The sequence below is a fragment of the Mesorhizobium sp. M0139 genome, from assembly GCF_040322455.1.
In the GTDB taxonomy this organism is placed as follows: domain Bacteria; phylum Pseudomonadota; class Alphaproteobacteria; order Rhizobiales; family Rhizobiaceae; genus Mesorhizobium.
Genome location: NZ_JAMYTN010000005.1, coordinates 374,739 through 397,036 on the forward strand (window position 1 = coordinate 374,739; position 22,298 = coordinate 397,036).

The window sequence follows — 22,298 nt, forward strand, 5'->3', positions numbered from 1 at the left end:
CGCCTTAGCGGCAGGCGCGGTAGCCGCTTTTGCGGTTCTTGATGTCGAAATGGAAATGGTTGCGGTGATCGTAATTGTAGCCGGGACCGAGCACGGTGGTGAAATACTGGCAGCCGTCGGCACGCACATTGTTGAGGAAGCCGCGGGTGCGGAAGGCAAACAGGCCGGGCTTGCGCACGTCGATGTCGTCGCCGTTGTTGAGCTCGATGCTCATGACGTCGAGGGCGTTGCCCTTGCCGTGCTCGGACAGGACACCTTCGCCGGCGATGTTGCGGCAGGAATAGCTCGAGCCCTGGTGGATGGTCTTGACGCCCGAGAAATAGCGCCAGCGGGCGGAGGGAACCAGTTCGTTGCTGGTCCAGGCGGCGAAACTTGCGGCCATGTCGCAGGTCAATGTTGCGGCGGGCTTCATCTGGATGCCGCCGATGGCGGAGACCTTGACCGGCCAGTCTATGCCGCACTGTCCCTCGTGGATCGGCTGGACATCGGTGTAGACGACGCGAAGCCGCTTCAGCTCGCCACGGCAATCGGTTTCGCTGGCCGGCATCTGCTGCGGCTCCGACTCCGACATCGGCTCGTCCATGTGCGGATAGGCGGCAGTCATATAGGGATTGGACGGGACGAGCTTCTGCATGCCTTCATATTGCGGCACGGCCGCGGTCTGCGAGCCGACATCGACGGCCGGCTGCAGCGACAGCACGCTGCCAGTGTTGCAAGCCGAAACGGCGGCCAGCGCAAGACCGGCGGCCAGTATCGCTGCGCTTTTTGCCTTCGCGGCGCGAAATATTGCGGCCATGGGCGGAATCCTGTCCTTGATCGGTGGGATTTTAACGATCAAGGGTAAAGGAAAACTCAGCGTTCCCGTTCATGCCTGCGGCCGAAATGCGGCAGCCAGACCATCACCGGCATGACGATCACTGAAGGGCCATCACTGGCAGAAAGTGCCACCATTCCGGCGCGGTTCGAGATCGAGATGGAAATGCAGGGAATGGTCCGGGTCCGCGCCCGGTCCAAGCACGGTCTTGAACGGTCCGCAGGCGGCCTTGCGCACCGCATTGAGGAATTTGCCGTCCTTCTCGGGCGGCGTTGGACCGACTTCGACCTTTCTGCCGTCCGACAACGTGAAGCTGGCAATATCGAGCGCGTTGCCGAAGGCATGTTCCGACAGATGGCGCGTGCCGTTGCGCGGCCGGCAGACAAAGGCCGATGCCTGGTTGATCGATTTCAGGTCGGCTCCGAACTCGGCTTTCGCCGCCGGCTGTATGATTTCGGCGGCAAAGCGGGCTGCAGCCTCGGCCATTGGGCAGTTGAGTTCGGTCGCGGGGCCGATGGCGATGGATTTTCCGAGCGACTTCAGCACCAGGGGATAGGGGATCGAGCAGCCGATGTCGGGATTGCTTTCCGCCTTATGCTCCTCGAATTCGACACCAAGGGCCGTCAGCCGCTCGCGACAGGCGACTTCCGCCGCCGGCATTTTTGCATCGGGCACATCGGCCGAGCGCGCATCGGGCAGCATCTTCTTGTCGCCGGCATCGGGTTTTTCAGGTGGTTGCGGAGCAACGGCCAGCGGCTGAGCTTCAGGTTCCGAAGTGTCTGGCTTTTGTGTCGGAATCGGCACCGCGGCCGGCGGCTCGGGCTCGCTTTGCCTATCGGTCGACGGCTTCGGGGCTGACGGTCCGGGCCGCGCCTGCTTTTTAAAACGGGACTTTTCTTCGTTGAATCGATCGTCATTGGACCGGTTGGGCGCGCCAAGGGGGTTCGGACCTTCGGCCTTTTGCTTTTCGATCGGTGCCGCGCCGGTCTTCGGCGCCTCTGAAGGACGCGCCTCGGGCAGCGGGACAACGCGCGAGGGCTGCACCGGAACATCGGCGGGCGAGGGCTCTTTATCCGGGGTCTTTTGTTCCACCTGCTTTGGCGTGATGTGCCGCTGTGGCCTGGGCTTCTGGCGGTGTTTGCTGCGCGGCTTAGGATGCGAGTCGACCCGCGGCGAAAACAGCTGCTCCAACCGCTGTGACAGCGGCGTGTAATGCTTCTTGCGCTGTTTGGCGTCGGCTTGCGTCAGCAGGGGCGTCAGCAGCAGAGCCGTGACGACCATGACCAGCGCAACCCTGCATGTTCGGGAAAGTACAACAGACCCCATCGTCCTCAACGGCGCGAACGCCCGGAGGTTGCCTGCGGCCCATCACGAACGGTAACGACGTCGTTACGCGCCAATCGCTTCCAGCCCTTCTTCCAGCCAGTCGGCCAAAAGCGGCATGCCGAGCAGGTATTTCGCCGTGCGCTTGTTGGCGCGGTCGCGCGCGGCGGCAACCGCATCGGACCATTCCGCAGCGTCATAGTCGCCGCGGCCGACCCAGGCCAGCGCGATCAACTCGGCCGCTTCGTCAACGTTGAGGTCGTTGATCAGCTCGCGCAGCTCTTCCTCGGTGAGGTCTTCCGCGCTTTCCTCCGCCAGACCGTCATGGTGGTGATTGGCATGTGATTCACCATCGAGCTCGACCTCATGCTCGGCACCGTCGGCATAGTCTTCGTTGACGGCAGCACTCAGTCCCTTTGCCTTGAGAATGAACAGGCGCACGGTGTCCGGGCCGATCGATAGCTCCCATTCCCGCTCACGGCGCTGTTGCACTCGGCACCCCCGCTGATCATTTCCCGAATGATAGCGGATTTGCAGCGCGCGTCACGTCATGTTCTGATCCTTGGCTCCCGCCTTTGACCGAATTCAGGTTAGGCATGGCGCACAAATAGTTTCGGCGGCTGCGGGTTTCCGGGATGAAAAGTCTGCATCCCGGCGTTAGCTTTTCATTATCGTCATTTTCCCTCAAGCTCGTCATTATCCCTCAAGGAGGCTTCGATGCATAAAAGAGTGTTGATCCAGGCGGCTGCGGCGCTTGTGGCGCTGCAGTTCTTTGCGGTTCCGGTGTTTGCGGCCGGCGGCGGTGGCGGTGGTACCGAGACCACCACCCAGTGCAAGAAGGGGCAGGTCTGGGACAAGAAAAAGCAGAAATGCGTCGCGCCGAAGTACGGCATGCTGGACGACGATAACATCTATGATGCTGGTCACGACCTGGCCATGGCCGGGCGTTATGACGAGGCGATCGCCGTGCTCAGCCTTGCCGCCAACAAGCAGGATCCACGCATCCTCAACTATCTCGGCTATTCGCATCGCCATTCCGGCCGTGTCACCGTCGGCCTCGGCTATTACGAGGAAGCGCTCCGCATCAACCCGGATTACACGCTGGTGCGCGAATATCTCGGCGAGGCCCATCTGCAGATCGGCGATCTGGTCGGCGCCCAGGCGCAGCTGGCCGAGATCGAGAAGCGGACGGGCAAAGATTCGCGCGAATACGGCATGCTGGCCGAACAGATCTACCATTTCATGAGAAGCTGACCCCACCCCAACGGCTTTTCTGGGCCGGCTGCGAGCAATCGCAGCCGGTTTTTGTTGTCGCAACTGCAACACGCTGCACATGCCGTGACGGCAATTGCGCAAGTCGGCTCATGATTTTTCAAAAAGCCTGCTTTTTCAGCGTGAAAAACGCGCGAGGATCGCTATATTGGGGAAAATTGCGGTGAAACGGTTCCGTTAGCCCGAGGCTGCCGGACCCGTTTTCTTTTTATACCCATCGACAAGGCTTTCCCCGAAATGCGGGGGTGGCGGCAGGAAAGGTCAGGCATCATGAACAAGGTCCCGATGACAGGCGAGGGGTTCGCGTCATTGAAGGAAGAACTGCGCTGGCGCCAGCAGCAAGAGCGGCCGCGTATCATCGAGGCGATCTCCGAAGCGCGCTCGCATGGCGACCTGTCCGAAAATGCCGAATATCATGCCGCCAAAGAGGCGCAGAGCCTCAATGAGGGCCGTGTCAACGAACTGGAAGACTATATTGCTCGGGCCGAGGTGATCGACGTCACCAAGCTTAGCGGCGACAAGGTCAAGTTCGGCGCCACGGTGGTGCTGGTCGACGAGGACACCGAGGAAAAGAAGACCTACCAGATTGTCGGCGACCAGGAAGCGGATGTGAAATCGGGCCGTATTTCGATCTCCTCGCCGATCGCGCGCGCGCTGATCGGCAAGGAAGTCGGCGACGCCATCGAGGTCAACGCCCCCGGCGGCGCCAGGGGTTATGAGATCGTCCAGGTGCAATTTATCTAGCACCTCAGAATTGCTGGAAGGTCCTATGCCGAAGCTTGGAGCTTAAGGGCTAATAGCTTTTCTGCTTCCGGCACCACCTGTGCCGGCATGAGGCGCTCCCCCGCTGCGGCCAGCAACGTTGAGGCATATTGCCCGCGCGGGCCGGTCAAACCCGGCTCGGTCGCCAGGAACACCGCGACCGTCGGCAGGCCGAAGGCGCTGGCGAGGTGGGTCAGACCGGTGTCGGCGCCGATAACCAGCGTCGAGCGGCCAAGGATCGCGGCAATGTCTGCCAGCGGCGATCTCGGCACCACGATCGTTGACGGCACGGCTTTCGAGATCGCCTTGGCCACCGCCTTCTCACGCTCGTTCGACCAGGTGGTGACCGGCGTCATTCCGCTACCAACCAGCAGGCGAGCCGTTTCGATCCAGTCTTCGGCGGGCCATTTCTTGTCCTCGCGGCTGGTGCCGTGCAGCAGGAAGGCCGTCTTGCCGTCAATGCCGGCCAGGCCGCCGGGAGGCGGCACAATCCCGGATGCGAGCGCCGAAAGATCGGGCTCGTAGCCGAGCGCCAGCCCGAACAGCCGGCGCGTGCGTTCGATGGCGTGCAGGTTGCGCGGCACGGCGTATTTGCGCTGGTAAAACAACGTTGCCGAGGGCTCCCGCGCGCTTGCGCGGTCGAAACCTGCGATTGGTGCCGCTGCCTGTTTCGCAACCAGGGCCGATTTCAGCAGCCCCTGCGCATCGATGACGAGGTCGTACTCGCCTGCTTGCAGAGCGCGGCGCAAGCTTGTCGCCTCCCGCCATGTGCCGGCGTTGAACAGATGCTTGCGCCAGCGCCGGATGGCGACGGTATGGATCTTTGCTATCGCCGGATGCAGCGCGACGATGCCGGCAAAGGCCTCTTCGACGCACCAGTCGAAGGCGATATCGGGGCGCTTGCGGCGTGCATCTTCGACGGCGGGGAAGGTGTGGATGACGTCGCCCATCGAGGAGGTCTTGACGATCAACACCTTCATGCGGCGGCCGGGAGTTCCAGCAACCTGTCCGCCGCCGCTGCCACTCGGGCAACGTCCAGCGTCTTCAGGCAGTTGAGGTGGCCGAGCGGACAGACCTTCCGGTGGCAGGGCGAACAGGACAGATGCAACCAGATCAGTTCGCGCTGTTCAGCCAACGGCGGCGTGTTTTCCGGCGAGGTCGAACCGTAGACGGCAACGACCGGCGTGCCGACGGCGGCCGCGACATGCATCAGCCCGCTGTCGTTGGACACCGCCAGCCTGGCCGCGGCGATCAGGTCGATGGCGTCCTCCAGCCGTGTCTTTCCTGCCAGATCGACGACACCGGGCGCGAGTGCTGCGATCTCGGCGGTGACGTCGCGATCGTTCTTCGAGCCGAACAACGCGACCTTGAATCCTTTCGCCATCATCTCTCCGGCGAGGCCGGCATAGCTTTCGCTAGGCCAGCGTTTGGCCGGACCGAATTCGGCGCCGGGCATCATGGCGACGAATTTTCCCGGCTGCACTGCGAAGCGAGCGAGCAGATCTTTCTGATTGCCGGCGTCGACGGTGAGCCGCGGCGGCCGGAAATGTCCGCCTTGGGCGAGGCCAAAATAGGCCTGCGCGGTGCGCCGTTTGACGGCATCGGGCAGCGGCACGATGTCGGTCAGCAGGCCGTAGCGCATTTCCCGGAGATTGCCGAAGCGGCGGGGGATGCGGGCAAAGAACGGGATCAGCGCCGATTTCCAGCTGCCCGGCAGGACGTAGGCCATGTCGTAGCGGCCGCGCAGCAGGCGGCCGAAGCGGCGGCGAATGGTGAATTCGAGCGCGCCCGGTTGCAGCGGGAAATCGATCTGCTGGCGAATCTCGGGCATGCGCTTGACCAGCGGGGCCGCCCAGGCCGGGGCCAGCACGTCGATGGCGGCGTTGGGATGGACGTCCTTCAGCGCTGAAAACAGGCACTGCGCCATGACCATATCGCCCACCCAGCGTGGGCCGATCACGAGGATCGTTGGGCTTTCAGCCATTCGACATAGTCTCTGACGCCGGTTTCCACGCTGCGGAATTGCCCATTATAGCCGGCTGCGCGCAAGCGGGACATATCAGCTTGGGTAAAACTCTGGTAGCTGCCCTTGAGGTGATCGGGGAATTCGATGAACTCGATCTCGCCCTGGCCCAGCGTATCGATCACGGTCTCGGCAATGGCGCGGAACGGCTGGGCGCGGCCGGTGCCGCAGTTGAAGATGCCGCTCGAGCCGCGCTTCCACAGCCACAGATTGACGTCGGCGACATCGCCGACGTGAATGAAGTCGCGGCTTTGTTCGCCGGGGCCGAAGCCGTCATGGGCGCCGAACAGCTTTGGGTTTTCGCCGCGCCCGACCTGATTGAACAGATGGAAGGCGACCGAGGCCATGGCGCCCTTGTGCGCCTCGCGCGGGCCATAGACGTTGAAGTAGCGCAGGCCCGCGACCTGCGAATGATCGGTGTCGAACACGGTGCGCCTGACATAGTCGTCGAATAGTTTCTTCGAATAGGCGTAGACGTTGAGCGGCCGCTCAAGTGCGGGATCCTCGCGAAACTCCGAACCGCCGCCGTAGACGGAAGCCGAGGAGGCATAGAGGAACGGTATGCGCAGCGAAAGACAGCCATGCAGCAAGCGCTTTGAGAAGGCGTAGTTCACGTCCATCATGAACTTGCCGTTCCATTCCGTGGTGGTCGAGCAGGCGCCCTGGTGGAAGACGGCCTCGACGCGGCCTAGGTCGCCGGCTTCCAAGGTGGCCAAGAATTCGTCCTTGTCGAGATAGTCGGCTATCTGCAAATCGGCCAGGTTGGCGATCTTGTGGCCGTCGGTGAGGTCGTCGACGACGAGGATGTCATCATGGCCTTCGGCATTGAGTGCGGCGACGATGTTGGAGCCGATCATGCCGGCCCCGCCCGTGACGATGATCATGAAGGCCTCTGGTTGCTTGCGATTCCGGTCCTTATAAGGGAGGCCAAGCGTACTGTCGATGAAGCACCACGACGCCACAGTGAGACCGCGAAGCGGCCCGCTTTATTCGAGGCCCGCAAGCTAGGGGACAAAAAATGCCGTCGACCGAACTGCTCATTGCGTTTTTCGCCACCACGGCGATCTTTGCCTATATTCCAGGACCGGCGATGCTCTATGCCGCCGCGCAGACCATGGCGCGCGGGCGCTGGTCGGGGCTGACGGCGGCACTTGGCATCCATCTTGGCGGTTATTTCCATGTCTTTGCGGCTGCCGCCGGGCTGTCGGTGCTCTTCCATGCGGTGCCGCCGCTCTACATGGCGGTCAAGCTCATCGGCGCGCTCTATCTGATCTGGCTTGGCGTGTCCTTGTTCCGCAAGCGCGGGGACGGTGACACGGCGCTGCCGGCGATCGAGCGCAAATCGGTGCGCCGGGCATTTTTCGAGAGCATCACCGTCGAAGTGCTCAATCCGAAGACGGCGATCTTCTTCATGGCGTTCCTGCCACAGTTCATCGATGCCTCGGCGGGTTTCCCGGTGTGGCTGCAATTCGTCGTGCTGGGCACCATCGTCAATTTAATGTTCTCTTCGGCAGATATTGTCTGCGTGTTGCTGGCAGGCATGGTGATCGCCCGGCTGAAGCGCTCCAGCCGTGCGCAGCGCATCATGCAGAGGGCGGGCGGGGCGGTGCTGGTCGGACTGGGCGTCCACGTCGCGTTGCAGAAGAGCTGACGGCCGCCCTGACGTTGCGCTGCGCGGATTTGCGGTATATCGGCTTCGCCATGAACGATCCGGCCCGTAAATTGACAATTTTCAGCGTGATTGAGGTCGGCCTTTCCCTCGCATTGCCAGTGACATGATCAAGCACAATCCGCCTTCGCCCGAACCTTTGCACCGCGCCATTGCCCGCTTTGGCGACGTTGCCGTGCTGGTGGTCGGCGACTTCATCCTCGACCGTTTCGTCAACGGCGTCATCGAGCGCATCTCGCCGGAAGCGCCGATCCCGGTGCTGCACGGGCGCGGCGAGACCTCGACGATGGGCGGCGCAGGCAACGTTGTCGCCAACATCGTCTCGCTGGGTGCCAGCGCTATTCCCATATCGGTGATCGGCACCGATGTGGCCGGCGACAATCTGGTGCGCATGCTGCGCGAACTCGGCGCCGATACGGCTGATATGGCGCAGGAGCGCGGTCGCATGACGTCGTCGAAGAGCCGCTTCAGCGCGCTCAATCAGCAGGTGCTGCGCTTCGATGAGGAAGAGATCAAGCCGCTCGACGACAAGGAACGGGCGGACCTGGTCCGGCATTTTCGCGCCGCACTCACGCGCGCCGACATCGTCATTCTGTCCGACTATGGCAAGGGCATCTTGCTCGACGGCGTCGCCGCCGACCTGATCGCCATCTGCCGCGAGGCGGGAAAACCGGTGCTGGTCGATCCCAAGGGCCGCGACTATGCGCGCTATGCCGGCGCGACCGCCATCACGCCCAACCGCAAGGAGCTTGGCGAAGCTGTCGGTCGCCCGGTTTTCGCCGACGACGAGATCGTCGCGGCGGCACGCCAGCTGATTTCGGCACATGGCTTCGACTTCGTCGTCGCCACCCGCAGCGAAAAGGGCATGAGCGTCGTCGGCGCGGATGAGGCGCGCCACATCGCCACCCAGGCGCGCGAAGTGTTCGACGTTTCGGGCGCCGGCGATACGGTAATCGCGAGCTTCGCGCTGGCTCTGGCCGCGGGCGCCGATCGCGTCATGGCCGCCTCCATCGCCAATGCCGCCGGCGGTGTGGTGGTGGGCAAACGCGGCACCGCGCGGCTGACCGTGGAGGAACTCACCGGCGCGCTGTTCCGCTCGCACGGCCCCACCGCCCATAAGGACGCCATCCTCGATGCCGCATCGGCCGCGCGCATGGTGGCGGCGTGGAAGGACGAGGGCCTGAGCGTCGGCTTCACCAATGGCTGCTTCGATATATTGCATGCCGGCCATGTCAGTCTTCTCCACGCGGCGCGCAGCCAGTGCGACCGGCTGGTGCTCGGCCTCAACAGCGATGCCTCGGTGCGTCGGCTGAAAGGCGCAGGGCGCCCGGTCAACGATCAGCATGATCGTGCCTGCGTGCTCGCCGCCCTGGCCTCGGTCGATGCGGTCGTGGTGTTCGAAGAGGATACGCCGCTGGCGCTGATCGAGGCGCTTCTGCCCGACATTCTGGTCAAGGGCGCCGACTACACGGTCGAAACCGTTGTCGGCGCCGATGTGGTGCAGAAGGCGGGCGGGCGCGTCGTCCTGGTCGACCTTGTCGCCGGCAAGAGCACCACCGGCACGATCGGCAAATTGCGCGCCGGCGGCGGTACCAACTGAGGGATTTCATGTCCGGACTGAATGACTATCTGGTCCGCTCGGCGGCCGCGATCACCGCGACAGTCGAGCGTGACCTGACCGCCGAGATGGAACGTGCTGTGAGTGCGGTCGTCGCCGCGCTTTCCTCGGGCAAGGCGCTGCTGGTCTGCGGCAATGGCGGCTCGGCCAGCGACGCCATCCACATTGCCACCGAACTGGTCGGCCGCTTCCTTAAGGAGCGCAAGGCCTACAATGTGATTGCGCTGCCGGCCAACGCGGGCATGCTGACCGCCTGGGGCAATGACTATGGCTTCGACACCGTGTTTTCGCGCCAGGTCGAGGCGCATGGCGCGCCCGGCGGCGTGCTGCTTGCCATCTCGACCAGCGGCAATTCGCCGAGCATTCTGGCTGCCGCCGAACAGGCTCGGATGATGGGCATGACGGTGGTCAGCCTCACCGGCGACAGCGGTGGCAAACTCAAGCCGCTCACCGACATACTGCTCAACGTGCCCTCGACCTCGACGCCGATCATCCAGCAGGGACATCTCTGCCTCTACCACTATCTCTGCGAGGTGGTGGAAGACCGTCTGTCGAATGGCTGACACCGGGGCCTACGGTCCATACCCGCTGGCTGAGCCCGGCCTGTGGGTTGAGCGGGTGGGTTCGCGGGTGTTTCCAGCCAACGCGCCGGCGCTGTTCCTCGACCGCGACGGCACCATCAATGTCGACACCGGCTATCCCGACGATCCAGCCAAAATGGCGCTGCGCGACGGCATCGTGCCGGTCATCGCGGCGGCCAACCGGGGCAACATCCCGGTGGTCATCGTCACCAACCAGTCCGGCATCGCGCGCGGCTATTTCGGCTGGAAGGAATTTGCCGCGGTCAACGGCCGGGTTCTCAAGCTGCTTGCCGCCGGCGATGCCTTCGTCGACATGGTTCTGGCCTGCGCCTACCACGAGGCGGGCAGCGGGCCACTGGCGGTCGCCGACCATCCAATGCGCAAGCCCAATCCGGGCATGCTGCTACAGGCCCGGCAGCGTCTCGGCCTCGATCTCAAGCGCTCGCTGATAGTCGGCGACAAGGCCGCGGATATGCAGGCCGGACAACGTGCCGGCCTGCCGCGCGGCTGGCTGGTGGATGGCGAGGGAAGTAATGAGCCGGGCTTCGAGGTTCTGCCGCTGCGCAACCCCGATGATCTGGTAGCGCTTTTGGGGGCTATCGAGTCGCTCGCCCGAATCTAGGACGATCATGGGGCGCTGAACGCCACCAGCCCTTCGTCCTTGACGCGGCGGATGGTCAGCGCGGTGCGCACCGTGTCGACATTGGGGGCCGAGGCCAGTTCTTCAATGACGAAGGTCTGGAACGTGCCTAGATCGCTCGCCACGCAATGCAGCAGGAAGTCGGATTCGCCCGAGACCATCCAGGCATCGCGCACGATCGGCCAGCCGCGCGTGCGCTCGGCGAAGGTTTTAAGCTCCGCGTCGGCCTGGTGATGCAGGCCGATCAGGCAGAAGGCGACGACATCCATGCCGAGCGCCGGCGCGTTGAGCAAGGCGCGATAGCCTCTGATGATGCCGCTTTCCTCCAGCCGCCGGACACGGCGCAGGCAGGGCGGGGCGGAAATGCCGACACGGCTCGACAGTTCGACATTGGTCATGCGCCCGTCGGCCTGAAGCTCGCGCAGAATCTTCCAGTCGATGGCGTCGAGGTCGGCTTTCAGGAGCATGGCGGTCTCGGCTTAGGCGCAAGAATCTTTCGCGATCTCGTCCTTAAACGACTTTTGTGTCGATGCCAGCCCTTGGTCGGGCGATTTTGCAACCGCAACGAAAGCGGCCACTGCGTGAATGCGCCTGTAGGCCGAAGCTTTCCGGGGACGACGGCCTGATCGTCTTGCTGGTGTGGTTGGCAACCCTTACATTGCCAGCAGCATTTCACGTCGTTTTCCAAGGCACACTCGATTGTCTGCCCCGCAGAGGCTTTAGATGACCACCAAGCACGCGCCTGTCCTTATCATCGGTTCCGGCCCGGCCGGCTATACCGCCGCAGTCTACGCCGCGCGCGCCATGCTCAAGCCGATGCTCGTAGCAGGCTTGCAGCAGGGCGGGCAGCTGATGATCACCACCGATGTCGAAAACTATCCGGGCTTCGCCGATCCGATCCAGGGCCCGTGGCTGATGGAGCAGATGCTGAAGCAGGCCGAGCATGTCGGCACCGATATCATCAACGACATCATCACCGAGGTTGACCTCAATGTGCGGCCGTTCCGCGCCACGGGCGATTCCGGCACCACCTACACGGCCGACGCGCTGATCATTGCCACCGGCGCGCAGGCGAAATGGCTGGGCATCCCCACCGAACAGACCTTCATGGGCTTCGGCGTGTCGGCCTGCGCCACCTGCGATGGTTTTTTCTATCGCGGCAAGGATGTCGCTGTCATCGGCGGCGGCAATTCGGCGGTGGAGGAGGCGCTCTATCTCTCCAATCTGGCGAAGAGCGTGACCGTCATCCACCGGCGCAACGATTTCCGCGCCGAGCGCATCCTGCGTGAGCGGCTGTTGAAAAAGGACAATGTCCGAGTCATCTGGGACACGATCGTCGACGAGATCACCGGCCGGCCCGGCAAGACGCCGCTGCCGCCTTCGGTCGAAGGGCTGAAGCTCAGAAATGCGGTGACCGGCGAGGTCAGCCATCTCCAGGTGGACGGCGTGTTCGTGGCGATCGGCCATGCGCCGGCGGTGGAATTGTTTGTCGGCAAGCTGAAGCAGAAGCCGAACGGCTATCTGTGGACGGCGCCGAATTCGACCCGCACGGACGTTCCCGGCGTGTTCGCCGCCGGTGACGTGACCGACGATATCTACCGTCAGGCGGTGACCGCCGCCGGGCTCGGCTGCATGGCCGCGCTCGAGGCGGAAAAATACCTGGCCGGCATCGAGGTGCACCGCGAAGCGGCGGAATAAAATCTATCAAGACGGCGTCGCAAGCCGTTCAAAAGCCTGATTTTTCATTCAGACGCCAAAAACAGAACGAGGGGAACTCAATGGCGTTGGACTGGGACAAGCTTCGCGTGTTTCACGCAGCGGCGGAGGCTGGGTCGTTTACCCATGCCGCCGAGACTTTGCACCTGTCGCAATCGGCGATTTCACGCCAGGTCAGCGCGCTCGAACATGATGTCGGGGTGCCGCTGTTCAATCGCCATGCCCGCGGCCTGGTGCTGACCGAGCAGGGCGAAATGCTGTTCCGCACGGCGCATGACGTGCTGATGAAGCTCGAGACCATCAAGTCGAAGCTGACCGAGGCCAAGGACCGTCCCTCAGGCGTGCTGAGGGTAACGACCACGGTCGGGCTCGGCGCCGGCTGGCTGACCGAGCGGGTGCAGGAATTCATCGAGCTCTATCCGGAAATCAGCCTGCAGCTGATCCTGGCCAATGAGGAACTCGACCTCACCATGCGCCAGGCCGACTGCGCGATACGGCTGCGCCAGCCGCAGCAGCCCGACCTTATCCAGCGCCGCCTGTTCACCGTGCATTTCCACCTCTATGCCTCGCCGTCCTATGTCGGCAAGCACGGCAAGCCGACCTCGGTCGCCGATCTGAAGAACCATCGCATCGTCACTTTCGGTGTGCCGGTGCCGTCGCATCTGTCGGAGCTGAACTGGCTGGAAACGATCGGCGATTTCGACGGTGGGCAAAGGGTGCCGACGCTGCAGATCAACGACATCTTGTCGATCAAGCGCGCCGTGCAGGGCGGCGCCGGCATCGCCATGCTGCCCGACTACGTGATCTCCAAGGAATCGGATCTGGTGCAGCTTTTGCCGGAGACCGAGGTGCCGTCCTTCGACACCTATTTCGCCTATCCCGATGCAATGAAGAACCAGGCCAAGCTGCACGTCTTCCGCGACTTCATCATCGCCAAAGCGCGCAGCTGGTCATTTTAAACATGCCGTTGGGAGGTGCTGGTCACCCCCGCCAAGGCGTCAGCCGTGGCAGCCAGCCGGGAACATTGCGGCGGTAGGTCTCGTATTCGCCACCGTAGCGGCGGGCGAGAGTCGGCTCCTCATAGAACCTGACGAAAGAGCCCATGACGATCGCGCCGATGGCGGCATAGGCAGCGACGCTCCAGCTTGAAAACAGCAACGCCTGGCCGAGGATGATCGACAGCACGGCGACGTACATCGGGTTGCGGACATGGCGGTAGACGCCGCCGATCACCAGTCTCTCGGTGGGCGCGACAGGCGCCGGCGTGCCGAGGCCTTCGAGCGCGAAGCGGGCAAAGGACTGGACGAGCAGGGCGATGGCCGCGACAATCAGGATGGAGCCGGCCGGCACGAAGCCGGGCACCGTCGACAGCGGCAGACGGTAGCGGTCCGTGAGCAGCCAGGGCACCAGCCCGGCGACGACACAAGGTGCGGCGATGAAGAAGACCGCGCTGCCGGCGATCGCCTGGGGTGTCCGCATGTCAGGTCTCCCTTCTTCCGGCCGACCCTTCCCATCCCGCTGCCGCAAAAATAAACGCCTGGTGCCCGATTCAACGTCATTCGGCTTTTTGCCCGCGAGCGCGAGAATCAGCCCGACTTGCGGTTCTGCGAAGGCAACAGCATGGTCGCGCCATTCATTTGGCAACTTTTCGTGGTCCTATGGCCCCTAGACATGGGTTAGACCACAGCCTGTACCTTTTTGCATGCGTGTGTTGCAAAATAGATGCTTGTTTCTTGGGCATGAACAGCACATATATAGATCATCTCCTGGGTGCGTTCTCCTCCCATTAGCGCCCTCGAGTGTTCCCCTCTGGAGGTTAGCCTTAACAGGCACTTCCAATCAAACTCAGCCGGATCTTCATTGATCCGGCTTTTTTGTTTCCGGGCCTGCCGTAGCCAGCGAAAAATCGAGCAAAATCGCCGCGTAACAGTGACATGTAACCTCAGGTAACATGCCGCAGGCGTGATTCATCGTTTAAGCAGATCATAGGACGCGGTGTGGTTCGACCGGGAGATGGGGGCATCACTCGGAAGATCCGGGCTCAGGCGGCTACCGCGTCCGAACCTATTCGTCTGTCAGTGCCGTATGGCGCGGCGGATACGTGCGGCGGACCTGCCGTTTTCCTCCCAAGAAGACGGTCCGCAATAAGAGCGGCGTCCGGATCATCCGGGCGCCGTTTTTTGTGCGGATCATCCTTCGGCCTGTCAGGCAGCCTTGCCGTTGGCGTTCATCGCCTCGTCGGCCAACCGTCCGGTCAGCTCGGCCATGTGATCGAAGGCGCAACGATAGCTGGCGACGCCGGAGGTCGCCGAGCGCAGTTCGATGATCAGGTCGCCGATCTCGGCCTGCGGCATGGTCGCCTCCACGACATCCCATCCCGGCCAGTCAGGCCGCGCGTCGTAGCCAAGGATCTGACCGCGCCGTTGCGGGATCAGCGCGATGATCTTCGAAGTGGCTTCGGACGGCGTGACGATCTCGACCTTCATGACCGGCTCGAGCAGCACCGGCGAGCAGGCCGCCATGCCTTCCTTCATGGCCAGCTTGGCCGCCATCTGGAAAGCCATGTCGGAGGAATCGACGGCGTGGTAGGAGCCGTCGGAGAGGTTGACGGCGACATCGACCACAGGGAAGCCGAGCGGGCCGGATTTCAGATAATCGCGCACGCCGGTTTCGACCGACTGGATGTAGGTCTTGGGCACGACGCCGCCGGTGATGGTGTCCGAGAACTGAAAGCCGGAGCCGCGCGGCAGCGGCTTGATCTCGATCACCACATCGCCGAACTGGCCATGGCCGCCGGACTGCTTCTTGTGGCGGCCGCGCTGCTGCACCGTCTTTCGGATCGTCTCGCGATAGGGGACGGCAGGCGCATGGCCTTCGACCGGAATCTGATTCTTGCCTTCCAGCCGCTCGCGCACGACCCGCAGATGCATCTCGCCATGGCCGGACAGCACGGTCTCGGCCGAGTCCTGATTGTGGCGCAAGGTGAGCGAGGGATCTTCCTCGGCCAGGCGCTGGATGGCCGCCGACATTTTGACCTCGTCCTTGCGCTCCTTCGGCCGCAGGGCAAAGGCAAAGACCGGCTGCGGCGGCGTCAGCGTGACCAGCGGCTTGATACCGCCCTTCGTGGAGCTCAACGTCTGGCCGGTCTTGACCTCGTCCAGCTTGCCCAACGCCACCGTGTCGCCGGCCTTGGCAGCGGTGAGCTTGGACTGGTCCTTTCCGAGCATCTTGTAGATGCCGGAGACCTTCGCCGTCTCGCCATTCGACAAATAGAGTTCGGCTGCATCGGCGATCTGGCCGGAGAGTACGCGCGACACGGACAGCTTGCCGCCATGCGCGGTGTGGATGGTCTTCATCACCTGGACCACGGTGTGATTGCCGTCGGGGACGCCGAGCCGTTTGCGCGTCGCCTCGACATCCGGTGCGTCATGGCGGATCGCCTTCAAAAGGCGCAGCACGCCGTTGCCTTTTTCGGCGGTGCCGATCAGCACCGGCGTTATGGCGCCGGCGCGCAGGTCGGCGGACAGATCGTCGAAGACCGCGTCTTTCGGCGGCTCGATCTCCTCCAGCAACTGCTCCATCAACTGGTCGTCATGGTCGGCAAGCGTCTCCAGCATGGAGAAGCGAGCCTCCAGTTCGCGCGCCTTGTCGTCAGTTGGAATTTCGGCAACCTGGCTTTCGGCATATTCGCGGTAGATGTAGGCGCGCTCCAGCGCCAGGTCGATCGAACCGATCACCACATTGTCCTTGCGCAGCGGAATCTGGCGCAGCAACAGCGGCGCCGCGCTCGTCGGCTGCAGCATCTTCAGCGTATCGCGTACGCCGGCGATTGCCTTGTCGACCTTGTTGAGGAACAGGATGCGCGGCACGCCGAGATCGTCGAGCTTGCGCATGATGAGCTGCAAGGCTGGGATCTTCTTCTCGTCGGCCTCGGCGACGACCACCGCGAGATCGCAGGCTGCCAGCACCGGCTCGGCCTCGAAGGAGAATTCGATCGATCCGGGACAGTCGACGAAGGTGATCTGCTCGCCCATGAATTCGGTGGTGGCAAAGGTCGCCTCGACGCTCATGGCGTGCGCCCGCGCCTCGGGCGAATGATCGGAAACGGTGCTTCCCGATGAAACGGGATTTTGGCGGGGGATGGCGCCCGTACGGGCGAGGATGGCTTCGAGAAGTGTCGTCTTACCGCTTGCAAAGGGACCGACTATGGCAATGCATTTCGGTCCCGTGCGTCGTCCTCCGGCGCGAGTACCCATGGCTGACCTCCACTCAGGCGTTGCCCTTGGAGTGCGATCAGCAAAAGTGGAAACGGTTTTGCGCCGATCGCACCCTGTCGTGAGCGGCGGCCGGCCTGTTCGACCGTCGCGGGCGGGGTTGTTTTCATTTAGCCACCTGCCCAACCCATCGTCCCACGGGTTAGCCGGGAGGGCAAGGAAAATAGAAATCGCGCCGCCGTCAGGCGGCCGAGGCAAGACCCGGGGATCAGAACCGTCGGGCGATTTCAGCTTGCCTGAGTGCGGCGCGTGGGCGTGGCGGCTGCACTCTGCTTCACCACCATCTCGGCGTAGCGCGACAGCAACGGGTTGAACAGGTCCGGACGTTCCCAGAAGGGCGCATGGCCGGCGCCTGGTATGACATGGCACTGTTCCCACAGCGAGCTGTAGGCGACGGTCTCGAAATAGCTTAGCCGCACCAGCGGATCATGCTCGCCATTGATCACCGCGACGGGGAACGGAGCGTGCTCGACCACCTGTTTCTGGTCGGCGCCCTTGCCCGCAAACATGGAGCGCGCCACGCCGGCGCGAAGCCGACCGTCGGTGCGCCTGATGGCTTCGCGGAAAGACGGACTGGCGGTGTCGCCGTAGCACAGAGCCTCAAAACGCTCGATGTCGCGTTCGGAGTAGACCTTCTTGGAGGCGAGCAGCATGTCCCAGTTGGCGTGAAAGCCGCGCAGCATGCCAAGCGGCCCTCGCGACACCGGCGGCGCTCCGGTCAGCACCAGGCCGCTGACCGCATGGTGAAAGCTGGCCAGTTCGACCGCCACATGGCCGCCGAGCGACCAGCCGAAGATGATGGCGTGGCCGATGCCCAAAGCGTCGAGAAGCCGGGCTGTGGTCTGGGCAAGGCCGGTAATCGTATAGGCGGTCGCCGGGTCGCGGGCATCGGAGGACTCGCCGTGGCCGGGAAGGTCGAAGGCGATCAGCCGATGGCCGTCGGCAAGCGGGCTATCGAACTGACGGGCAAACACGGCGCGCGAACTGCCCGAGCCATGGATCATGACGATGGGCATGCCGGACCCAGACGACTGGCTGAGGCGCAAGTCGGCCTGCGGCGTGCGGATGGTGCGGTGAGTGATGCTCATGCTGGATTAGACCTTGAGATTTGCCTGACCGCCAACATCGCATCGCTGGCTCTATATGTTCTTTAAACATGTGGTTAAGAAAGGATTTCTAAAGAGATAGCCGGCACGATCGCTGGCTCCATGGCAATCACGCGCGGAATCCCGACAATGGAACCAGTCCTCGATCTTCTTGTCTCGATCTGCAGCATCGCGATGCTTGGCCAATATGTCTGGTCGATGCGGGCGCATTTCCAATCGCAGGCGATGTCTCCAGGCGCCATGGTGATTTCGGCGGCGGTCATCGCCACGGCGCTGTTCTTTCTCGCCACCCTTTGGATCCAATCGCAGCCGGGTTCGGCAAAGCTCACCGGACTTGCCGTCGAACTGGCGAGCTCTGCCCTGTTCTGGTGGGCGATCGTCACGTCGCGCAAGGTGCGGCTGCGCTTCGTCTTCGCACCCGACGATCCGCACAGCCTGCTGACCCACGGCCCCTACGGCCATGTCCGCCACCCCTTCTATACGTCCTACATCGTCTTCTGGATCGGCTGGGGGATCGCGACCTGGTCGGTCTGGGCGTTGGTGCCGGTCGCCGGGATCGCTATCCTCTATGTGTTTGCGGCGCTGGACGAAGAGAAGAAATTTTCGCGCACGCCGCTGGCCGGAGCCTACGCGGACTATCGCGTACGTGCCGGCCTGTTCTGGCCCCGGCTGGGGTGGTAGCCGGCACCGGGGCAGGGTAGGTTCTGCCAAACTTAGGGGTCACCAGAGATGAAGATCATTGCCTGCGGCAGCGTGCCGACCATCATCGCACCGGAGAAGTATTTCACTGGCCGCGTGCTGCAGACGCCCATCATCGAGAAGGAAGCGCCGGCGCGGCTGCGGGCCACGCTGGTCAGCTTCGAGCCTGGCGCGCGTACCCACTGGCACACGCATCCGCTCGGCCAAACGCTCTATGTCACGTCGGGCGCCGGCCTTGCGCAGACATGGGGCGGGCCGATCCAGCAGATCAAGGCGGGCGACGTGATCTCGTTCGAGCCCGGCGAGAAGCACTGGCACGGCGCGGGTCCAAAGACGACAATGACCCACGTCGCCATGCAGGAAGCGCTGGACGGCGTCCATGCCGATTGGATGGAAGCGGTCACCAGCGAGCAGTATGGCGGCTGAGGTCTGCTCCTGACATGAAACCCGGCTCGAAGCCGGGTTTCATGTCTCGGTGCCGCCAGTTCAGGTCAGCGATGCCGTGAACCGCTGGATGCGCGTGCAGGCTTCCTCCAGCAGCGTCTCCGACGTGGCGTAGGAGATGCGGAAGTTGGGGCCGAGGCCGAAGGCAGAGCCGAACACCACCGCGACACCCTCGGCCTCGAGCAGTTCCGAGCAGAAGGTCTCGTCTGTGTCGATGACCTTGCCGGCCTTGGTCCTCTTGCCGATCAGCTGGGCACAGGACGGATAGACGTAGAAAGCGCCTTCCGGCGACGGGCAGGTTATGCCGCGCGCCTGGTTGAGCATCGACACGACGAGGTCGCGACGGCCCTGAAAGATCGCCTTGTTCCTGGCGACGAAATCCTGCGGGCCGTTGAGCGCCTCGACCGAGGCCCATTGCGCGATGGTGCAGGCGCCCGAGGTCTGCTGGCCCTGGATCATGTCCATCGCCTTGATCAGCTGGACGGGACCCGCGGCATAGCCGATGCGCCAGCCGGTCATGGCGTAGGCTTTCGAGACGCCGTTCATGGTCAGCGTGCGCTCGTAGAGTTTCGGCTCGACCTCGGCGATCGTCCTGAAGACGAAGTCGCCATAGGTCAGGTGTTCGTACATGTCGTCGGTCAGTGTCCAGACATGCGGATGCTTCAAGAGCACGTCGGCCAGCGCGCGCAGCTCGGCTTCCGTGTATGCGGCGCCGGACGGGTTCGACGGCGAGTTCATCAACAGCCATTTGGTCTTCGGCGTGATCGCATTTTCCAGCACGGCGGGAGTGAGCTTGAAACCATTGTCGATCGAAGTATCGGCGAACACCGAGGTGCCGCCGCAGATCGCCACCATTTCGGGATAGCTGACCCAATAGGGGCGGGGGATGATGACCTCGTCGCCTGGGTTCAGCGTCGCCATGAAGGCGTTGAACAGGATCTGCTTGCCGCCGGTGCCGACAATGGTCTGCTCGGGCTTGTAGTCGAGATTGTTCTCGCGCTTGAATTTTTTCGCGATCGCCTCACGCAGCGGCGCGATGCCCGAAACCGGCGGGTATTTGGTCTCGCCGCGGCGGATCGCCTCGATCGCCGCATTCTTGATGTTGTCGGGCGTGTCGAAATCCGGTTCGCCGGCGCCGAGGCCGATAATGTCGCGGCCGGCATTTTTCAGCTCGCGGGCTTTCTGCGTCACCGCGATGGTGGCGGAAGGCTTTACGCGGGCAAGGGCGTCGGCAAGAAAGGCCATGGCCAGATATCTCCAGAGGGGTCGGCGCAACCGCAAACAGCTGCGGCGCCTCTCATGTCGCATCGACCCGGCAAGTGCAAGCATTGTCGGATGAGCCAGGGTCAAGGACCCGTGGAGATCGGCTTTTTGGAGCGCGTGCATGACGGTTTCACTCTGCGTTGCGGGCTCTGCAATCGACGCCTATCCCCGGCAAGACTAAATTCATCAACGGCCGCTAAAACCTTTGACGGCAGGATCGCCAGCCATTTCGCCTGTCTCGCGGAGCGAGGGACCCTTGTCGCGCAGCACCGGGCTTGCCCACATCATCCGTCACGATGACGGCACCGCTTCAGGTGTCTGGGGTCCCTACACGCTGCAGAGCGCCTTTCAGCCGATCTTCGCCTTCAAGGAGGGCAAGCTCTCGATCGCAGCATTCGAGGGGCTGATCCGGCCGTTTCGTGACGGCGAGCCGCAATCGCCGATGAACTTCTTCCGCACCTGTCCGGCCGGCGACCGCCTGCATATCGAGGCGCTGACGCGCACGCTGCATTTGCTCAATGCCGGCGCCTGCCTGTCGCAAGAGGCTTCGATCTTCGTCAATTTCGATCCGTCGGTGTTTACCGAGCGCTCCATCGCCGATAACGCGCTGCGCGACATGCGGCTGGTGCTGCACGAAGCCGGGATCGATCCGCGCCGCATCGTGTGCGAGGTGACCGAGCAGAAGTCGGCGTCGCAGGAAACGCTCTACAGCTTTGTCGAGGCGCTGCGGGCCAATGGCTTTCGCATCGCTGTCGACGATTACGGCGCCGATGAATCCGACATCAACCGCATCAAGGAGCTCAAGCCCGACATCGTCAAATTCGATGCGCACTGGATCACGCAACTCATGGAATCGGGGGCCGGCTTTGCCCTGCTGACTGCCATGGTGACGAACTTCGAACTACAGGGCATCCGCACCGTGTTCGAAGGCATCGAGGAAGGCTGGCAGCTTGAATTGGCCGAGAAATCCGGCGCATCGATGGTGCAGGGCTTCGTGCTGGCGAAGCCGGAACTGGCGCCGACCAGCTTTCGCGCTTTCGGCAAGGATACGCAGCCGTCTGTCGCGGCGGCCGAGCCTGGCAAGACGCCTGCCGGCCCGACGGCAGCGCCTCCGGCGCGGCCGGGCAGGGTGTTCGGGCGCAGGACCGGGCCATGACCGGGCAGCGCGAGAGGCGTCGCGATATCGGCGAAGCGATCTTTGCCGACGAGGTCGGCATCGAATATGGCGTCTATGGCGCGTTCCGGCTGAAGAGCGCCTACCAGCCGATCTTTGCGCCACGCGGTGGCGCGTTGGCCGCGGTTGCCGTCGAGGCGCTGATCGAACCGCAGCGCGCTTCCATGCCGGTTGCACCGGCCATGTTCTTCGACAGTGTTGCGCCGGGCGACCGCCTGTTTGTCGAGACGATGTGCCGGATGCTGCATCTGAAAAACTTCCGCAACATCGGCGTCGACGGGCTCGACCTGTTCTTCAATTACAACCCGATGATCAACGATCATCTCGGGCGGGCGCTGGCCGAGATCCGGCTGATGACGCGGCATCTCGGCGATCTCGACCTGCATGCCGCCATGCTGGTCTGCGAGATCACCGAACAGGCGGCCGACGATAATGTGCTGGCCCCGCTGGTGCGCGAGATGCGGCGCCACGGCATCCGCATCGCCATCGACGATTTCGGCACCGGCCACTCGACCGCGGAGCGGATGAGCCTGCTTCAACCGGATATTGTGAAGATCGACGGCGGCTGGTTCGCCGAATTCTGCCGCCACGCTGCCGCCGAGCGCTTCTTCCGGCCGCTCGTCTCGTCGCTGCACGATCGCGGCGCCAAGGTGCTGGTGGAAGGCATCGAGCAATCCGTGCATCTGCGCGTCGCGCTGGATGGCGGCGTCGACCTGCTACAGGGGTTCCATCTCGGCCGCCCGGCGCTGGCCGGCACGATCTTCAACCGGGAGCCGCTGTCGATCGAGGCGCTGCTTGGCGCCGACAACAAGGTGGTGCCGCTGCATCTGCGGCGCTGATTTGTACTCGCGCTTGCCGCCGCTTCGCGGCTCGTTCCGGACGGGACGCCAACGGGCGCGATGCCCGGTTGGGCTTGCGGC

General features: G+C 63.3%; 23 protein-coding genes. 12 read left to right on the forward strand and 11 right to left on the reverse strand.

The window, feature by feature from the left end; all coding sequences use genetic code 11:
• Nucleotides 1-4: 4 nt before the first annotated feature.
• From NKJ58_RS11255 to NKJ58_RS11265, 3 genes are all read right to left on the reverse strand, one after another.
• Entirely contained in the window at nucleotides 5-796 is a 792-nt protein-coding gene (locus tag NKJ58_RS11255; RefSeq protein WP_023695766.1) for an extensin-like domain-containing protein, read from the reverse strand.
• 132 nt (nucleotides 797-928) lie between these two features.
• Complete coding sequence (locus NKJ58_RS11260; protein ID WP_023728209.1) at nucleotides 929-2,005, reverse strand: extensin-like domain-containing protein; 1,077 nt, start codon at nucleotides 2,003-2,005, stop codon at nucleotides 929-931.
• A gap of 198 nt (nucleotides 2,006-2,203) precedes the next feature.
• Complete coding sequence (locus tag NKJ58_RS11265) at nucleotides 2,204-2,629, reverse strand: DUF3775 domain-containing protein (protein WP_023683751.1); 426 nt, start codon at nucleotides 2,627-2,629, stop codon at nucleotides 2,204-2,206.
• A 225-nt stretch (nucleotides 2,630-2,854) separates the two neighbouring features.
• Here NKJ58_RS11265 and NKJ58_RS11270 point away from each other — a divergent pair, with 225 nt between their 5' ends.
• Nucleotides 2,855-3,391, forward strand: a complete 537-nt coding sequence (locus NKJ58_RS11270; protein WP_023705872.1) for a tetratricopeptide repeat protein — start codon at nucleotides 2,855-2,857, stop codon at nucleotides 3,389-3,391.
• Nucleotides 3,392-3,679: 288 nt separating this feature from the next.
• Nucleotides 3,680-4,153 carry a transcription elongation factor GreA gene (gene greA, locus NKJ58_RS11275; protein ID WP_023683753.1) on the forward strand — a complete coding sequence of 158 codons (474 nt, stop codon included), beginning with the start codon at nucleotides 3,680-3,682 and terminating at the stop codon, nucleotides 4,151-4,153.
• A 23-nt stretch (nucleotides 4,154-4,176) separates the two neighbouring features.
• On the opposite strand, the gene waaC is transcribed toward greA, so the two are convergent.
• From waaC to rfaD, 3 genes are read right to left on the reverse strand one after another with little or no spacing between them, the layout of a single operon-like run.
• On the reverse strand, nucleotides 4,177-5,151 hold the full coding sequence (waaC, locus tag NKJ58_RS11280) for a lipopolysaccharide heptosyltransferase I (protein ID WP_023683754.1): 975 nt from the start codon (nucleotides 5,149-5,151) through the stop codon (nucleotides 4,177-4,179).
• The gene (gene waaF, locus NKJ58_RS11285) at nucleotides 5,148-6,155 is read right to left on the reverse strand and encodes a lipopolysaccharide heptosyltransferase II (protein ID WP_023695762.1); all 1,008 of its coding nucleotides are present in this window, start codon (nucleotides 6,153-6,155) and stop codon (nucleotides 5,148-5,150) included. The genes waaC and waaF overlap by 4 nt, the downstream gene beginning before the upstream one ends.
• Nucleotides 6,128-7,078: an ADP-glyceromanno-heptose 6-epimerase gene (gene rfaD / locus NKJ58_RS11290; protein ID WP_023683756.1), complete on the reverse strand. Its 951-nt coding sequence runs from the start codon at nucleotides 7,076-7,078 to the stop codon at nucleotides 6,128-6,130. The genes waaF and rfaD overlap by 28 nt, the downstream gene beginning before the upstream one ends.
• A gap of 134 nt (nucleotides 7,079-7,212) precedes the next feature.
• On the opposite strand from rfaD, the gene NKJ58_RS11295 reads away from it, so the two are divergent.
• The 4 genes from NKJ58_RS11295 to NKJ58_RS11310 all read left to right on the forward strand — a co-directional run bounded on the left by NKJ58_RS11295 (nucleotide 7,213) and on the right by NKJ58_RS11310 (nucleotide 10,684).
• Nucleotides 7,213-7,845, forward strand: coding sequence for a LysE family translocator (locus NKJ58_RS11295; RefSeq protein ID WP_023754553.1), 633 nt, complete (start codon nucleotides 7,213-7,215; stop codon nucleotides 7,843-7,845).
• A 124-nt stretch (nucleotides 7,846-7,969) separates the two neighbouring features.
• Complete coding sequence (gene rfaE1, locus NKJ58_RS11300) at nucleotides 7,970-9,463, forward strand: D-glycero-beta-D-manno-heptose-7-phosphate kinase (protein ID WP_023671976.1); 1,494 nt, start codon at nucleotides 7,970-7,972, stop codon at nucleotides 9,461-9,463.
• Between the two features lie 8 nt (nucleotides 9,464-9,471).
• Nucleotides 9,472-10,044: a D-sedoheptulose-7-phosphate isomerase gene (locus tag NKJ58_RS11305; protein WP_023671975.1), complete on the forward strand. Its 573-nt coding sequence runs from the start codon at nucleotides 9,472-9,474 to the stop codon at nucleotides 10,042-10,044.
• On the forward strand, nucleotides 10,037-10,684 hold the full coding sequence (locus tag NKJ58_RS11310; RefSeq protein WP_352518272.1) for a D-glycero-alpha-D-manno-heptose-1,7-bisphosphate 7-phosphatase: 648 nt from the start codon (nucleotides 10,037-10,039) through the stop codon (nucleotides 10,682-10,684). Before NKJ58_RS11305 ends, NKJ58_RS11310 begins: the two co-directional genes overlap by 8 nt.
• A 5-nt stretch (nucleotides 10,685-10,689) precedes the next feature.
• Here NKJ58_RS11310 and NKJ58_RS11315 read toward each other — a convergent pair whose 3' ends face one another.
• Nucleotides 10,690-11,169 carry an Lrp/AsnC family transcriptional regulator gene (locus NKJ58_RS11315; RefSeq protein ID WP_023751221.1) on the reverse strand — a complete coding sequence of 160 codons (480 nt, stop codon included), beginning with the start codon at nucleotides 11,167-11,169 and terminating at the stop codon, nucleotides 10,690-10,692.
• Between the two features lie 256 nt (nucleotides 11,170-11,425).
• Here NKJ58_RS11315 and trxB point away from each other — a divergent pair, with 256 nt between their 5' ends.
• Nucleotides 11,426-12,400, forward strand: coding sequence for a thioredoxin-disulfide reductase (gene trxB, locus NKJ58_RS11320; RefSeq protein ID WP_023711176.1), 975 nt, complete (start codon nucleotides 11,426-11,428; stop codon nucleotides 12,398-12,400).
• A gap of 80 nt (nucleotides 12,401-12,480) precedes the next feature.
• Nucleotides 12,481-13,377 (forward strand): LysR family transcriptional regulator, encoded by an 897-nt coding sequence (locus tag NKJ58_RS11325; protein ID WP_023671970.1) that lies wholly within the window; start codon nucleotides 12,481-12,483, stop codon nucleotides 13,375-13,377.
• A 22-nt stretch (nucleotides 13,378-13,399) separates the two neighbouring features.
• Here the strand turns inward: NKJ58_RS11325 and NKJ58_RS11330 are convergent, their stop codons facing one another.
• From NKJ58_RS11330 to NKJ58_RS11340, 3 genes are all read right to left on the reverse strand, one after another.
• Nucleotides 13,400-13,897 carry a methyltransferase family protein gene (locus NKJ58_RS11330; RefSeq protein ID WP_023711177.1) on the reverse strand — a complete coding sequence of 166 codons (498 nt, stop codon included), beginning with the start codon at nucleotides 13,895-13,897 and terminating at the stop codon, nucleotides 13,400-13,402.
• Nucleotides 13,898-14,622: 725 nt separating this feature from the next.
• Nucleotides 14,623-16,674 (reverse strand): elongation factor G, encoded by a 2,052-nt coding sequence (locus NKJ58_RS11335; RefSeq protein WP_023683761.1) that lies wholly within the window; start codon nucleotides 16,672-16,674, stop codon nucleotides 14,623-14,625.
• 245 nt (nucleotides 16,675-16,919) lie between these two features.
• Complete coding sequence (locus tag NKJ58_RS11340; RefSeq protein WP_023711179.1) at nucleotides 16,920-17,780, reverse strand: alpha/beta fold hydrolase; 861 nt, start codon at nucleotides 17,778-17,780, stop codon at nucleotides 16,920-16,922.
• A gap of 147 nt (nucleotides 17,781-17,927) precedes the next feature.
• Here NKJ58_RS11340 and NKJ58_RS11345 point away from each other — a divergent pair, with 147 nt between their 5' ends.
• Nucleotides 17,928-18,479 (forward strand): methyltransferase family protein, encoded by a 552-nt coding sequence (locus NKJ58_RS11345; protein ID WP_023683763.1) that lies wholly within the window; start codon nucleotides 17,928-17,930, stop codon nucleotides 18,477-18,479.
• A gap of 48 nt (nucleotides 18,480-18,527) precedes the next feature.
• Nucleotides 18,528-18,923 (forward strand): (R)-mandelonitrile lyase, encoded by a 396-nt coding sequence (locus NKJ58_RS11350; RefSeq protein WP_023711180.1) that lies wholly within the window; start codon nucleotides 18,528-18,530, stop codon nucleotides 18,921-18,923.
• A gap of 60 nt (nucleotides 18,924-18,983) precedes the next feature.
• Here the strand turns inward: NKJ58_RS11350 and NKJ58_RS11355 are convergent, their stop codons facing one another.
• Nucleotides 18,984-20,186 carry a pyridoxal phosphate-dependent aminotransferase gene (locus NKJ58_RS11355; RefSeq protein WP_352853116.1) on the reverse strand — a complete coding sequence of 401 codons (1,203 nt, stop codon included), beginning with the start codon at nucleotides 20,184-20,186 and terminating at the stop codon, nucleotides 18,984-18,986.
• Between the two features lie 274 nt (nucleotides 20,187-20,460).
• Here NKJ58_RS11355 and NKJ58_RS11360 point away from each other — a divergent pair, with 274 nt between their 5' ends.
• A complete protein-coding gene (locus NKJ58_RS11360; RefSeq protein ID WP_023691538.1) occupies nucleotides 20,461-21,360 on the forward strand; it encodes an EAL domain-containing protein in 900 nt (299 codons plus the stop codon).
• Entirely contained in the window at nucleotides 21,357-22,217 is an 861-nt protein-coding gene (locus tag NKJ58_RS11365) for an EAL domain-containing protein (protein ID WP_023689726.1), read from the forward strand. The genes NKJ58_RS11360 and NKJ58_RS11365 overlap by 4 nt, the downstream gene beginning before the upstream one ends.
• Nucleotides 22,218-22,298: the final 81 nt, after the last annotated feature.